Here is a 15,996-nt window from a genome sequence, read left to right as displayed (position 1 = left end):
ATGACAAATATTATACTTTGTGGTGGAAATGGCACACGATTATGGCCAATAAGCCGTACCCTTATGCCAAAACAATTCGTAAAATTATTTGATAACAAATCATTGTTTCAACTAACGGTTGAGAGAAACTCAAAAGTTTGTGAAAGTCAGTTTATAGTTTCAAATTCAGAACAATATTTTCTAGCCCTTGATCAACTTGAAGAACTACATAAAACTAATAATGAATATCTTCTAGAACCAGTTGGAAGAAATACAGCACCAGCTATTGCTTTAGCCTGTATGGCTTTAGAACCAGAAGAAATTGTTTTAGTAACTCCTTCAGATCATCTTATAAAAAATGAAACAGAATATGGAAAAGTACTCAAAAAAGCAAGAAAATTGGCTTTTGAAAATAATATTGTCACATTTGGTATAACTCCAACGTTTGCTCAAACAGGATTTGGATACATTGAAGCTGATGATGCAAGTTGTGAAGCAAGTGAGTCTATTATGGAATATAGTGTAAAAGCTTTTCATGAAAAACCTGATATTGTTGAAGCCCAAAAATATATTGATTCAGGAAATTATTTTTGGAATTCTGGAATGTTTTGTTTTAAAGCAGGCTTGTTTTTGAATGAGCTGAAGAAATATTCACCAGGTATTTACGAATCGTGTGAAAAAGCAATAAAGAACCAGGTATGTGCTCCCTCTAAAAATGAAGATAAAGCTTTTATACGAAATATAATTAGAATAAAAAGTGAAGATATGCTGAATATTCCAGAAAATAGTATAGATTACGCAGTAATGGAAAAATCAAGTTTAGTTAAGGTAATACCATCAGATATAAATTGGTCAGATGTAGGTAGTTTTGACGCTTTATACGAAGAGTTACCAAAAGACGATAATAACAATACTATAAATGAAAATCATATATCAGTAGACAGTAAAAATAATTTTGTTTATGGAAATGAACGAAAAATAGTAACAGTAGATATTGAAGATTGTATCATTGTAGACACAGGAGATGCCCTGCTTGTATCAAAGAAAGGTTCTTCACAAAAAGTAAAGCAAGTAGTATCTGAGATTAAAAAAACTACTCAATTACATAATATTCATTTAACTGCTTATCGGCCATGGGGAACTTATACTATTTTGGAAGATGCTAAAGGTTTTAAAATAAAGCGTATAGAAGTAAAGCCTAATAAAAGACTTTCTTTACAAAAACATAAACATAGAAATGAGCACTGGGTTGTCGTAAGTGGAATTGCAACAGTAACAATAAATGATAAAACTTTCACATTAAATCAAAATGAGTCAACATATATAAAAGCAGGTGATGTTCATAGACTTCTAAATGATTCAAATGAACTGTTAGTTATAATCGAGGCTCAAGTAGGTGAATATACAGGTGAAGATGATATAGTAAGAATAGACGATGATTATAAAAGGAATGGATATATAAATGAATAAAGTAGCTTTAATTACAGGTATTACAGGGCAAGATGGGTCATATTTGGCTGAATTATTATTAGATAAGGGATATACGGTTCATGGAGTTGTCCGTCGTACTTCTACAAACACTACTGGTAGAATAAATCATCTCTTAAGTAATAAAAGTCTTTTTATTCATTATGGGGATGTCACAGATTTGTCAAGTATTATGTCTATAATTTCAAAAACTACTCCAAATGAAATATATAATTTAGCTGCTCAATCACATGTTCAGGTTTCATTTGAAGTTCCAGTATACACCGCACATGTAGATGCTATGGGAACATTAAATATTTTGGAATCTATTAGATTATTAAAGCTTCAACATCAAGTGAGATTTTATCAAGCCTCTACATCTGAGTTATATGGAAAGGTACAAGATGTACCTCAAAGTGAAACAACGCCTTTTTATCCAAGAAGCCCATATGGTGTTGCAAAACTGTACGGATACTGGATGATAGTAAATTATCGAGAATCATATAATATGTTTGCATGCAATGGTATATTGTTTAATCATGAGTCACCAAGACGCGGAGAAACTTTTGTAACAAGAAAGATAACTATGGCTGTTACAAATATAGCTAAGGGCAAGCAGAAAATTTTGGAATTAGGCAATCTAAATGCTAAAAGAGATTGGGGACATGCTAAAGATTATGTAGAAGCTATGTGGCTAATGTTGCAGCAAGATAAAGCAGAAGATTTTGTAATAGCGACGGGTGAAACTACTACAGTAAGAGATTTTGTAAGAATGTCATTTGAAGAAGTTGGTATTGAACTTGAATTTATTGGAGAAGGTGTAGATGAAATAGCTATTGTTAAGTTTTGTAGAAATGAAAAATATCAATTAGAGCTTGGATCAACAGTAGTTAAAGTTAATCCAGACTTTTTTAGACCCGCTGAAGTTGATCTATTGCTAGGTGATCCAAAAAAAGCTAAAGATAAATTGGGGTGGGAGCTAAGGTATAATCTTCAAAGTTTGGTTAGTGATATGATGAATAATGATTTAAATAATTAACATGTGCGGTATAGTTGGTCATATATCTAAAGATAATATAGAAAGTGCTGATTTTGTTTCATTGGTTAAATCATTAAATCATAGAGGGCCAGATGATTATGGTATATATGAAACAAAATGTGATGAAAATAAAGTTTTTTTAGGGCATACAAGATTATCTATTATTGATTTAAGTAAAAATGGACACCAACCAATGTATAGTCAGTGTTCAAGATATGTTATTGTTTTTAATGGTGAAGTTTATAACTTTAAAGATATTAAGGAAGATTTGATTGAAAAAGGTTATTCTTTCTTTTCAAGTACAGATACTGAAGTTATTTTAAACGGTTTTGTAGAGTATAAAGAGAAAATATTTTCTAAAATAAAAGGTATGTTCTCAATTGCCATTTATGACAAACAAGAGAATGAACTATTTTTAGCAAGAGATAAAAGCGGTATTAAACCACTATATTATTTTCATGATAAAAACAATTTAATTTTTTCTTCAGAAATAAAGATATTGAAAAAGTATTCAAATACTATAAATAAAGATGCAAAAATTTTATTTTTATTATTTGGATATATACCGGAACCAATTACAATTTATGATAACATAAAAATTTTGCCATCTGGTAATTATGCAATTTATAAGAATGGTAAATTAATATTTCATGAATTTGAAAGATATGAGTTTGCTCCAAAAATCATAAAAAGCGAACAAGAGATTATTAAAGATATTAGAAGTTTACTTGATAATAGTATAAAAAAACATTTAGTGAGTGATGCTCGTGTTGGTGTTTTTTTGTCTGGTGGATTAGATTCATCAGTAATAACGGCATTAAGTTCAAAGTATATAGATAATTTAACTACCGTATCGTTGGTCTTTGAAGATAAAAATCTTTCAGAAGAGTATTATCAGGATTTAATTGTTGATAAATACAACACTAATCATACAAAATATTTAGTTACTGAAAATATCTTTAAAGAAACATTTAGTACATTTATTGATTCTATGGACCAACCAACAGTTGATGGTTATAATACTTTTTTAGTATCAAAAGTTTCAAAAGAATTAGGATTGAAGGTTGTTTTATCAGGAATTGGTGGTGATGAAATATTTTATGGATACAGTACATTTCACAAAACTAACAGATTAAAGGAATTATTTTCTTTATATAAAATATTTATACCATTTCTAAAAAAAATAAATAAATTCAAAAAATTAGAATTTTTAAATTTCAATTCCCAAATTAGATATTATTTGGCTAGTAGAGGACTGTTTACTCCTTCAGAAGTAAGTGAATTAATAGATGTAGATTTAAGTTATATATATACTTTATTAGAAAATTTTCTATATGATAATTATAATATAGAAAATTTTGAGCTCTTAAGTAATGATGATATTACGGCTAATTATGAACTAAACATGTATATGAAAAATCAATTATTAAGAGATAGTGATATATTCAGCATGATTAATTCAATAGAACTTAGAGTTCCATTTTTGGATAAAGATTTAGTTGATTATGTACTAAAGATAGATTCAAAATTTAAGTTTAACGGTGTAAATAAGTATTTACTTGTAAAGGCAACAGAAGATTTAATTCCGTTAGAAATAACTAATAGAGATAAAAAAGGATTCGAATTACCTTATAAAACATGGTTTATGAATAATATAGATGAAATAAATATAAATCCAATAATTAAAAAACAATTTTTGGAAAATAAAACTCATTGGTCAAGAGTGTACTCATTAATGGTATTGGACAAGTTTAAATAATGATGAAAAATGAAATTTGCTTATTTATAAAAATGATTTATAGTGTTGAAAACTATATAGTTAAAATTTTTACTTCGATTCTTTTTAATAATAATAATATTTTTAGTGCTGATAATATATTGATTTTTAGAACAGGATCATTTGGTGATAGTTTATGTGCATTGCCATCAATTCAGATAATCAGAGAAAACTTCCCCAATGCTAATATAGATATATTGACTAATTCTGGAGGAAATAATTTAGTTTCAATAAAGGCATTGATAAAAGATGAAATAGTTAACAATATTATTGATTATACTAGTCTACCTAAAAAAACAGTTTATCAAAAATTAAAAGAAAATAATTACAACTTATTTATAGATTTAACTCAAGATTCAATAAATATTAAAACTATTTTTAGAAATATGTTTATCGTTAAACTTTTAAGAATAAAAAGTGCATTTGGATGGAGTATTAACTCAATTAAACTATTTAGCAAATATCAAAATGATTGTATAAAATTTGAACAAGAAACATTTAGATTAATTAATATGCTTAAGAGATATAAATTTAATATTAATGAGATTAGATATCCATTAAAAATTACAATGAATGATGAAAAAGTTGTAGAAACCATATTAGAAAACAATAATTTAATAGATAAAAATAAAAATATTGTTTTTATAGTTGGAGCTAAAAGAGAATCAAATAGGTGGCCCATCAATTATTTTAATGAAGTTGCAGAATATCTTGTTAAGGAAGGTTACAATATTTTATGTATAGGTGGTAAAGAAGATTTTGCACTAGTACAACAAATTAATGTAAGTGAGAATTTTTATAATTTTACAGGTCAATTAACTCCTATGCAAAGTGCAATTATATTAAAAAGATCAAAATTAGCTATTTCAAATGACACTGGTCCAATGCACCTATCTTATATTGTGAATACACCTGTAATTGCAATTTTCAGTTCAAGAGACTATAAGCATAAATGGTATCCGATTGATAGTACTTTTGCAAAAAATAAAGTATATAGAAATGATAATGTTAATTGTATAAACTGTTTTACTGAAAAGTGCATAAATGATAATTTATGCATGATGGAAATAACACCAAATCTCATTATCAATGAATTAAATTATTATGAAGTTTAAAAGGTAGTCAATGTTAGTGTATAAAATAAAAACTATAAAGATTGAACTTTTGCATGATACGTATGCAAATTTTATAGATGATATTCAAATTAATAGGTTAGCCAATGCAATATATAAGAAATAGTTCTTTTAATAAAAAGCCATCATTAATAAAAAATGCTGATAAATTTACCGTAAATTATTTGGAGATTCAATGAAAAAAAAGAAATTAGCAATATTCTTATCACATCCAATTCAGTATTTTTCACCGTTATTTAAATATATAAGTGAAAATTCTAAAATTATTGACTTAACAGTATATTATTTTTCAGATATTAGTATAAGAGGATTTGCAGATAATGATTTTAATCAAAAAATTACATGGGATATAGATTTATTAGATGGATATAATTACAAATTTTTAAAGAATATACATAATGAAAATACACCAAATAACTTTTTTTCATTGATAAACTTTGAGGTGTTTTCTGAAATTAAACATAACAATTATGATCTTGTATTAAACTTTGGGTGGTCTACTGTAAGTAATTTGTTTGTTGTTTTTTCATCAATTTTATATGATGTTCCCTTTGCTATAAGAGGAGAATCACCAAACATGTATGAGGTTGGAAGAAAAGGTCTAAAACAAAAGATAAGAAAACTACTTTTATCTTTTATCTTTAAAAAAGCTTCAGCATTATTTTACATAGGCACTCAAAATAAATTATTTTATGAAAACAGTTTTAATGTTGATAGTAATAAATTATTTTTTACTCCTTATTCAGTTAATAATGATTATTTTGTTGAATATGAATTAACACTTAACAAAGAAAAAGAAAGAGAACATTTAGGCATACCAAAAAATCAAAAAGTACTGATTTTTTCTGGTAAATTAATAAAGAGAAAAGAGCCTATGCTCATTCTAGAAGCTTTAAGGGAAATAAATAGGGAAGATTATTGTTTGCTGTTTTTAGGTAGTGGTCCACTAGAAGATGAACTAAAAGAATATTCTAAAATTAATGATTTAAATGTTAAATTTCTAGGTTTTATTAATCAAACAGATATTCCAAAATATTATTTATTTTCAGATATATTTATTTTACCATCTACGCATGAAACATGGGGATTAGTAGTTAATGAAGCTATGTGCTGTAAAAATGCGATCATATCAAGTTCACTAGTTGGTTCATCATATGATATTGTTAAAGATGATTATAATGGATATGTATTTAAATCTGGTGATGTAAACAGTTTAAAAGAAAAAATTGAATTATTACTATATGATAATGATATGTTAGAAAACTTTAAACTAAATAGTTTTAATATTATGCAAAGTTGGAATTATAAAAAGATACAAGAAGGGCTTGAAAGGTATTTTGTAAATGGAAAATCTTAGATTTAGTATAATTGTTCCGACATATAACGAAGAACATGATATTAGAGGTACATTAGAAAGTTTAATTAGTTTAACTTATGATAATAAAGAAATAATAATTGTTGATGATTCAAATGATAACACACCAAACATAGTCCGTGAATATGTTGATAAAGGGGTGCGGTTAATTATCCCAAAGGAAAGAAAAGGACGGTGTGAAGCTAGAAATATTGGTATTCGTGAATCATCAGGAGATATATTGGTAATATTAAATGCAGATGTGCTGATAGCAACTGATTTTTTAGAAAAAATAAAAGTTCATTATGATGAAGGGACGGATATAGTTTGTGTTAATTCAAGTGTGAAAAACATAGATGATTTATTTGCAAGATATGTTGAATGTGTTCATAGATTGGAAACAAGTGATAATAAGTATGTGCAAAGTCAATTATGGACAGAAGGATACTCAGTAAAAAGAGATGTTGCGTTAAAAACAAATTTATTCCCTAGTGGATTTTCTGTTCCGATTGTAGCAGGTGAAGATGCTTATTTTGGGCAAGCTTTAGCTGATATTGGTGCCAAAAAAATTGTTGATATGAGTATAAGAGTAGAGCATATTGCTCCAGCAAGTTTTAAAGAATATTGGTATATAAGAAAGGGAAGAGGTGCTGGAACTCCTCAGATAAGAAGGTTCCTGGATAAATGGAGTTATAGACAAATAGCTATAAGGGCTTATTTAAAAATAATCAGACGAATATTAATGATGTCTATATTGTTCCCTATGTTGCATTTTAATTATAAAGTTGCAAAGTTTTCTCCTAATAATAGATTAATTGATACAGTTTTATTCTCTTATTCATGGATAGTTGAACAACTAGCAATGTCTGTTGGTGAAATACAAAGTTTGAGAAAAATAATAAAAGAAGAAAATAAAACTAATGATTAAAGCCATAATTACAGGGATAAATGGACAAGATGGATTTTATCTAGCTAAATTATTACATAGTAAAGGCTATGAAATACATGGATTAATTAGACACAATAGTCTCAATAAAAATTTAGATAAAGAGGTAGAAAAATATATTACTTTACACTATGTTGATTTTGATTCATTTAACTCAGTTAATACTGTAATTGATACAATCAAGCCCCATGAATTATATCATTTAGCAGCACATAGCTTCATTGGTGCTTCTATGGATGATGAGCTAAAAATTATGCGTTATAATGTTAACTTGACACATTATATTTTATTATCAATAAAACAAATAAATAATAAGTGTAAAGTTTTTTTTGCCGGTTCTAGTGAAATGTTTGGCGAACCAGAATTAATGCCTCAAAATGAAAGTATAAATTTTAATCCAAAAAATATATATGGTATTTCAAAAGTATCGGCAAGTTTGTTAGTAAAATACTATAGAGAAAAAGAAAATATGTTCACTTGTACAGGAATATTATATAATCATGAATCTCCTATGAGAAAAATAAATTTTGTTACTAGGAAAATAACGTCAAGTATTGCAAAAATAAAACTTGGCATTTTAGATGAATTATATCTTGGTAATATTGACACAAAACGAGACTGGGGACATGCTCAAGATTATGTATATGCAATGTGGCTGATGTTGCAAAATAATGAACCTAAAGATTATGTCATTTCAACAGGTAAATTAACTTCAATTAGAGAATTTTTACAAAAAGCATTTTCTTTTGTAGGTTTAGATTATATGAATTATGTAAAGATAGATGAGAAATTTTATAGACCGTCTGAGAAAATTTTTTTATGTGGTGATAGTAGCTTAATTAAAAATGATTTAAATTGGGAACCAACTATTTCACTTGATGAAATTATAGCTGAAATGATTGAAAATGACATCAAAATATTGAAAGATATAACATGAATGTAATAACTAGTTCTTTTACAAGATTTCATATGTATGATCAAGCTTCTCAATTAAATAAACATGGTAAGCTTAAATATATAGTAACTAATTATCCTAAGTATTATGTAAAAAAATTTCATATTGATGAGGATAAGGTTGTTTCACTTCTTTTTACTGGTGTATTACATAGAAGCATTAATAAGTTATATAGATATTTAGGAATTAAAATTCCTGATAGCATTACTAAGTTACTACATAATTTATATTCTAAAGAAGTTGTACCAACTGTTAAAAAAAAGATAGATTTTTTTATTGGGCTTTCATCTTTTTCCTTAGAAGGAATAAAAAAAGCTAATGAATATGGAGTTATTACAATAGTTGATCATGGAAGTATAAATCTTGAAATTGAAAAAGAAATTCTATTACAAGAATTTAAAAAATTTGATGTAAACAAAGAGTATTTTAATACCGTACAAAATTGGATAATAGATAAAGAAAATGAAGAGTTTATTGAAGCAGATTATATTCTTTTAGGAAGTACTTTTGCAAAGGAAACCTTTATAAAGAAGGGATTTAGTGAAAATAAATTACTTGTAAATAATTATGGAGTTGACTTAAATAGTTTTAAGCATGTAGAGAAAATGGATAATAAATTTAGGATAATTTATTGTGGAAGTTTTAGCATTGGCAAAGGATTGCATTATTTATTAAAAGCTTTTAATGAATTAAAAATTAATAATGCTGAACTTTGGTTGGTTGGAGCAAGTAAAATTGTAGATAAAGCACTCTTAGAAGTCATTAGAAAAATGAATATTAACTTCGAAAATATTATTTTTAAAGGACAGTTTCCACAGAATGAACTATATAAGCTTTATTCTCAAGGAACAATATTTATTTTGCCATCATTGGCAGATGGATTTGCAATGGTTGTTCCTCAAGCATTATCTTGCGGGCTTCCTGTGATAGTTACTGAGAGTACAGGTGCAAAAGATATAGTTAAGGAAGGTGTAAATGGATTTATAATCCCTCCTGCTAATAAGAATGCAATAAAAGAAAAGATAGAATATCTTTACAATAATGCGGATGAATGTGAAAAAATGTCAAAGAATGCTATTTCATCAGTTTTAAACGGTTTAACATGGGATAATTATGGAGATAGATTGATTGATATATTGGAAAAATGTGCCAAAAACAGGGATTATGAATGAAAGATATTTATCAGAAAATAAATTTTATTTTTGATAAGAAAGATAAAAAGGTATTTTTTTATGTCTTTTTATTTTCTGTTCTAATATCATTAATTGAGGCAGTCGGTGTATCATTAATTATGCCGTTCATGTCTGTGGCAGGTAATTTTGATTTAATACATTCAAATGAATATTATAAAATTGCATATGATCTTTTTAATATTCAATCATCGGTTGATTTTGTGATTTACTTCGGTCTTTTTTTAGTTTTTTATTATATTTTTAGAGGTTTTATTAACCTTTTTTATACTTATAAATTATCAGAATTTTCAGAGGGACGTTTTTATAAAATTTCTTCACGATTGTTTCATCAATATATAAATATGTTTTACAAAGATTTTATAACAAAAAATACTTCAGTATTGACAAAAGTTTTAGTATCTGAAGTTTATAATTTAACACATGTAATATCCTCTATGTTATTAATGATATCTGAACTAATAATTGTAATGGCACTGTATTCTTTAATGCTTTGGGTAGATTGGAAAGTAACATTGGTTTTTACTCTATTTTTAGGATTAAAAGCATTTTTTTTAACCAAAAAACTTACACCTAAAATTAGGGAACTTGGTAATGAAAGAGAGAGTTATCACAAAAAATATTATGAAGTTATTAATACCACATTTCGTAACTTTAAGTATATTAAACTATTGTCAACTAAAATAACAATTTCTGACCAGTTTCGAAAACATAGTTTAGCATATGTTAAAACGAATATTATAGGAGCTACCTTAAGTCAAGTTCCTAAAGTATTTCTCGAAATGATTGGATTTACTATGCTTATTGTTTTAATAACATACATAGTATATAAGGAACAGACAGATATAAGTGGTTTTTTACCAATAATAACAATGTATGTTTTAGCACTTTATAGACTTTTACCCTCTGTTAATAGAATTATGAATAGTTATAATCAAATTAATTTTTATAATAAAACTACCAATATAGTTTTTGAAGAGTTATCATCTAAATTTGAAAAAGATGGTGATGATAAGTTAGTTTATAATAGTAAAATTGAAATAAAAGATCTATCTTATTCGTTTACTGATAGTAAAGTTGTTTTAGATAAAATAAATATGACTATTTGCAAGGGTGATAAGATAGGTATTAAGGGAGAAAGTGGTTCAGGGAAAACTACTTTGGTAGATATGATAATTGGACTTTATAAGCCATCTTTAGGTAATATTCTAGTTGATGGAATAGAGTTGAATGAGAATAATATTTCAAATTGGAGAAGTCATATAGGATATATTCCACAAGCGGTATACTTATTTGAGGGTAGCGTTGCTGAAAATGTTGTATTTGGTAGAGAATACGATGAAGAAAAAATTATTAAAGTATTAAAAGCAGCGAACATATATGACTTTTTGATGACAAAGGGCGGTATTAATACATCAGTAGGAGATGCCGGTGTTATGTTGAGTGGTGGTCAGCAACAAAGAATAGCAATTGCAAGAGCATTATATTCAGATCCAGATATATTAGTTTTAGATGAAGCTACAAGTGCATTAGATGATAAAACAGAAAGTAGTATCATGGAAGAGATATATTCTATTGGTAAGGATAAAACATTGATTATTATCGCACATAGATTAAGTTCCTTGAATGGATGTAATAAAATATTTGAAATTTCTCATGGAAAAATTATAAAAGGATAAAAATGAAAGTATTGCTGCTAGCAGGTGGATATGGAACAAGATTAAGTGAAGAAACAGATATAAGACCAAAACCAATGGTTGAAGTTGGGGGTAAGCCAATTTTATGGCATATTATGAAAATGTATTCACATTATGGTTTTAATGATTTTGTAGTTTTACTCGGTTATAAAGGGTATTATATTAAAGAATATTTTGCAAATTACTATTTACATCAAAGTGATGTTACGTTTGATATGTCAAATGGTAAAATGGAAGTTCACAATAATTCAAGTGAACCATGGAAAGTTACTTTATTAGAGACTGGTATGGATAGTATGACCGGTGGTAGAATAAAAAGAGCTAAAGAGTTCATTGGTAATGAAACATTCATGTTAACATATGGTGACGGCGTAAGTGATGTAAACATAAAAGAGTTAGTAGAATTTCATAAATTGAATAAGACAAAGGCAACTATGACAGCGATTCAGCCTGCTGGTAGATTTGGTGCTTTAGATATAAATTCACACTTAGTAAATGAGTTTGTAGAAAAACCTGCTGGCGATGGCAATTGGATCAATGGTGGATTTATGGTTTGTGAACCAGAAGTTTTGGATCTTATAGAATCTGATTCTACGGTATTTGAACAATATCCTCTTCAAACCCTTGCAGGCAATGGTGAGCTTAGTGCATTTAAACATAATGGTTTCTGGCAGTGTATGGATACACTTAGAGATAAAACAGGATTAAATGAATTATGGGATAATGATAAAGCTCCTTGGAAAATTTGGTAATGAAAAACCTGTTTGGTGGAATATATAAAGATAAAACTGTTCTAGTAACGGGTCATACAGGATTTAAAGGTTCATGGTTAGTATATTGGTTAGATCTCATGGGGGCAAATGTAGTTGGATATTCACTGGAAGCTCCAACAAATCCAAATCATATTTCTTTGTTAGATGTTAATATGGTTTCAATTATTGGTGATATCAGAGACTTAAACAAATTAAATAATGTAATTGAAGACTATAAGCCAGATATTGTATTTCATTTGGCCGCTCAGCCGCTTGTAAGATTATCTTATGAAAATCCAATTGAAACATATGAAACTAATGTAATAGGTACTCTAAAAGTTTTTGAAGCTTGTCGAAAAAATAATGTAAAAGCTATAGTAAATATTACAAGTGATAAAGCATATGAGAATAAAGAATGGATATGGGGTTACAGAGAAAATGACAGTATGGGTGGATATGATCCATACAGTTCATCAAAAGGATGTGCTGATTTACTAGCTAACTCTTACAGAAATTCTTATTTCAATATACAAGAGTATAAGAAAACCCATAGTACACTTCTTGCCTCATGTAGAGCCGGTAATGTAATTGGTGGTGGAGACTGGGCAAAAGATAGATTAATTACGGATATTATGCTTTCTGTATCTAAAGGTAAAAAGGTAAGTATAAGAAATCCACACGCTACAAGACCATGGCAACATGTACTTGAACCACTTAGTGGGTATTTACATGTTGGACAAAAGCTTCTTGAAGAAAAAGTAGAGTTTGGAGACGCTTGGAATTTTGGACCGTCAGATGATGGAAGTATTACAGTAGAAGATGTAGTGAAAAATGTGAAAAAACATTGGGACAAAATAGATTATGAAATTCATAGAGAACCAAATCAATTACATGAAGCAAGTCTACTAAAGCTTGATTGTTCAAAGGCTCATATGACTTTAAAATGGAAAGATGTATGGGATAGTAAAACTACTTTCGAAAAAACGGTTAAATGGTATAAAGCATACTACGATGAAGATAAAACAACTTTAACTTCTCAAGATTTGAAAAGTTATATATCTGATGCAAAAAATAAAGGTTTAGAGTGGACAAAAAATTAAATATTATTTCTACGTATTTAGATGGATTGTTTGTGATAGAACCAAATAAGTTTATTGATGATAGAGGTTCGTTTTCTAGGGTTTATTGTGAAGAAGAACTTAAAGAAATCTCTAATATTTCTATAAAACAGATAAATCATTCTATTAGTAGAAGTAAAGGAACAGTTCGCGGTATGCATTTTCAATATGAACCGAATGCAGAAGTTAAGATGGTAAAGTGTGTTAAAGGAAAAGTTTTTGATGTTGTTATTGATATAAGAAAAGATTCTCCTACATTTTTAAAAACTTTTTCAATAGAATTAACAGATGAGAATCAAAAAATGATATATATACCAAAAGGTTTTGCTCATGGTTTTCAAACACTTGAAGATAATACAGAGTTACTTTATCTTCATAGTACTATTTATATACCATCAAATGAAGGTGCCTTAAATGTAACTGACCCATTATTAAATATAAAGTGGCCATTAGATATAATCAACCTTTCAAAAAGAGATAATGAACACAGATTCTTAGATAATGACTTTAAAGGAATAGAAATAAATGAATTGTAGATTTTGTAAAACTAAATTAAATAATGTATTTGTTGATTTAGTAAATTCGCCTGCATCTAACTCTTTTTTGACAAAAGAACAGTTGGATGAACCTGAAGTTTTTTACCCACTTAAAATATATGTATGTGAAAAATGTAAATTAGTTCAAATAGATGAGTATAAAAAATCAGATGATATATTTGATAAAGATTATGCATATTTTAGTTCTTTTTCAATAAGTTGGTTAGCTCATGCCAAAGAATATGTGGAAAAAATAATTGATAAGTTGTCTTTGGATAATGAGTCTCTTGTAACAGAGATAGCTTCAAACGATGGTTATCTGCTTCAATATTTTAAAGAAAACAATATACCTTGTATTGGAGTTGAACCAACTTCTAGTACAGCTAGTGTTGCAAAAGAAAAAGGTATAGAAGTAATAGAAGATTTTTTTGGTAGCGAATTAGCAAATACACTAAATAAATCGGACCTAATACTTGGTAATAATGTTTTAGCACATGTTCCAGACATAAATGACTTTGTAAAAGGTTTGAAAATTGCACTAAAAGATAATGGAACTATTACCATGGAGTTTCCTCATTTACTAAATATTATAAAAGAGAATCAGTTTGATACAATATACCATGAGCACTTTTCGTATCTGTCTTTTTATACTGTAAAGCAAATATTTGAAAAACAAGGACTCAAGCTGTATGATGTAGAAAAACTTACCACTCATGGTGGAAGCTTGAGAATTTATGCTACACATTTAGAAAATGGAAATAAAAATATTTTAGAAAGCGTAACTGATTTACTGAATGAAGAAAAAGAATTTGGACTTTTTGATATAGATATTTATAAAAATTTTCAAAAAAAGGCAAATAAAGTTAAATATGACTTACTTGATTTTCTATTAAAAGCTAAAAAAGAAAATAAAAAAGTTATAGCATATGGTGCAGCTGCTAAAGGGAACACATTATTAAATTATGTTGGTGTGAAAAATGACATAATAGAGTTTGTTGTTGATAAATCCCCGTATAAACAGGGCAAATATATGCCAGCAAGCCATATCCCAATACTAAATGAAGACAATATAGAACAATACAAGCCTGATTACATACTAATTTTACCATGGAATATAAAAGATGAAGTTATTGAACAGCTTAATTATGTAAAAGCATGGAATTGTAAATTTGTCATCGCTATTCCTACCTTAAAAGTAATAAATTGAAAATACTTGTTACAGGTGCGACTGGATTTATTGGTAATTATGTAATAAAAGAATTACTTAAACATGATAATTTAAATATAGTCGCAACTTCTAGAAATATTAATAAAGCTATGGAATGTTCCTGGTTTAATAATGTGCAATATATACAGTATGATTTAAATAAAAATAGTGATGAAAATCTTTATGAGTTTTTTGGTAAACCTGATGCTGCAATACATTTAGGTTGGGAAGGGCTTCCTAACTATAATGATTTAGTGCATATTGAAAATAACTTATATAATAATTATTATTTTTTAAAGAATTTAATTTCAAATGGTTTAAAAAATATTTCTATCACTGGTACTTGTTTTGAATATGGTATGATTAATGGAGAGTTAAATGAAGATATGAATACACTACCATCAAACTCGTATGCTATAGCAAAAGATACATTGAGGAAATTTACTGAAGAATTACAAAAAAATTATAAATTTGATTTAAAATGGATTAGATTATTTTATATGTATGGAAAGGGACAATCCAAAACATCACTATTATCTTTGCTAGACAAAGCTATTGAAGATGGAGATACTGAATTTAATATGTCAGGTGGAGAACAATTACGGGACTATTTACATGTTTCGCAAGTTTCGTCAAATATTGTAAAAATTGCAAAACAAAATGAGATTACTGGAATAATTAATTGTTGCAGTGGGAAAGCTATATCAATTAGGAGTTTAGTAGAAAATTATTTATCTGAAAATAATTATAATATGAAATTAAACTTAGGCTATTATAATTATCCAAGCTATGAGTCGATGGCTTTCTGGGGTAATAGAAATAAATTATTAAAAATAAAAGGATGAA

The 15,996-nt window shown here is 27.6% G+C and carries 14 protein-coding genes; all 14 read left to right on the top strand.

The window, feature by feature from the left end; all coding sequences use genetic code 11:
* The 14 genes from ABYK18_RS00940 to ABYK18_RS00875 all read left to right on the top strand — a co-directional run bounded on the left by ABYK18_RS00940 (position 1) and on the right by ABYK18_RS00875 (position 15,995).
* Positions 1-1,449 (top strand): mannose-1-phosphate guanylyltransferase/mannose-6-phosphate isomerase, encoded by a 1,449-nt coding sequence (locus ABYK18_RS00940; RefSeq protein WP_373034683.1) that lies wholly within the window; start codon positions 1-3, stop codon positions 1,447-1,449.
* Positions 1,442-2,485, top strand: coding sequence for a GDP-mannose 4,6-dehydratase (gene gmd, locus ABYK18_RS00935; RefSeq protein ID WP_373034682.1), 1,044 nt, complete (start codon positions 1,442-1,444; stop codon positions 2,483-2,485). Before ABYK18_RS00940 ends, gmd begins: the two co-directional genes overlap by 8 nt.
* A gap of 1 nt (position 2,486) precedes the next feature.
* On the top strand, positions 2,487-4,244 hold the full coding sequence (gene asnB / locus ABYK18_RS00930) for an asparagine synthase (glutamine-hydrolyzing) (RefSeq protein WP_373034681.1): 1,758 nt from the start codon (positions 2,487-2,489) through the stop codon (positions 4,242-4,244).
* Between the two features lie 2 nt (positions 4,245-4,246).
* On the top strand, positions 4,247-5,377 hold the full coding sequence (locus ABYK18_RS00925; protein ID WP_373034680.1) for a glycosyltransferase family 9 protein: 1,131 nt from the start codon (positions 4,247-4,249) through the stop codon (positions 5,375-5,377).
* A 193-nt stretch (positions 5,378-5,570) separates the two neighbouring features.
* Positions 5,571-6,752, top strand: coding sequence for a glycosyltransferase family 4 protein (locus tag ABYK18_RS00920; protein ID WP_373034679.1), 1,182 nt, complete (start codon positions 5,571-5,573; stop codon positions 6,750-6,752).
* Entirely contained in the window at positions 6,739-7,677 is a 939-nt protein-coding gene (locus ABYK18_RS00915; protein WP_373034678.1) for a glycosyltransferase family 2 protein, read from the top strand. Before ABYK18_RS00920 ends, ABYK18_RS00915 begins: the two co-directional genes overlap by 14 nt.
* Positions 7,670-8,632, top strand: a complete 963-nt coding sequence (locus ABYK18_RS00910) for a GDP-mannose 4,6-dehydratase (protein WP_373034676.1) — start codon at positions 7,670-7,672, stop codon at positions 8,630-8,632. Before ABYK18_RS00915 ends, ABYK18_RS00910 begins: the two co-directional genes overlap by 8 nt.
* 32 nt (positions 8,633-8,664) lie before the next feature.
* Positions 8,665-9,822: a glycosyltransferase family 4 protein gene (locus ABYK18_RS00905; protein ID WP_373034675.1), complete on the top strand. Its 1,158-nt coding sequence runs from the start codon at positions 8,665-8,667 to the stop codon at positions 9,820-9,822.
* Complete coding sequence (locus ABYK18_RS00900) at positions 9,819-11,519, top strand: ATP-binding cassette domain-containing protein (protein ID WP_373034674.1); 1,701 nt, start codon at positions 9,819-9,821, stop codon at positions 11,517-11,519. Before ABYK18_RS00905 ends, ABYK18_RS00900 begins: the two co-directional genes overlap by 4 nt.
* 2 nt (positions 11,520-11,521) lie before the next feature.
* Positions 11,522-12,289, top strand: coding sequence for a glucose-1-phosphate cytidylyltransferase (rfbF, locus tag ABYK18_RS00895; RefSeq protein WP_373034673.1), 768 nt, complete (start codon positions 11,522-11,524; stop codon positions 12,287-12,289).
* A complete protein-coding gene (gene rfbG, locus ABYK18_RS00890; protein WP_373034672.1) occupies positions 12,289-13,389 on the top strand; it encodes a CDP-glucose 4,6-dehydratase in 1,101 nt (366 codons plus the stop codon). Before rfbF ends, rfbG begins: the two co-directional genes overlap by 1 nt.
* Positions 13,374-13,943: a dTDP-4-dehydrorhamnose 3,5-epimerase gene (gene rfbC / locus ABYK18_RS00885; RefSeq protein WP_373034671.1), complete on the top strand. Its 570-nt coding sequence runs from the start codon at positions 13,374-13,376 to the stop codon at positions 13,941-13,943. The genes rfbG and rfbC overlap by 16 nt, the downstream gene beginning before the upstream one ends.
* On the top strand, positions 13,933-15,150 hold the full coding sequence (locus ABYK18_RS00880) for a class I SAM-dependent methyltransferase (RefSeq protein ID WP_373034670.1): 1,218 nt from the start codon (positions 13,933-13,935) through the stop codon (positions 15,148-15,150). Before rfbC ends, ABYK18_RS00880 begins: the two co-directional genes overlap by 11 nt.
* On the top strand, positions 15,147-15,995 hold the full coding sequence (locus tag ABYK18_RS00875; protein WP_373034669.1) for an NAD-dependent epimerase/dehydratase family protein: 849 nt from the start codon (positions 15,147-15,149) through the stop codon (positions 15,993-15,995). The genes ABYK18_RS00880 and ABYK18_RS00875 overlap by 4 nt, the downstream gene beginning before the upstream one ends.
* Position 15,996 lies beyond the last annotated feature (1 nt).

It is taken from the genome of Sulfurimonas sp., assembly GCF_041563495.1.
Taxonomy (GTDB): domain Bacteria; phylum Campylobacterota; class Campylobacteria; order Campylobacterales; family Sulfurimonadaceae; genus Sulfurimonas.
This window is presented reverse-complemented; position numbering and strand designations above follow the sequence as displayed.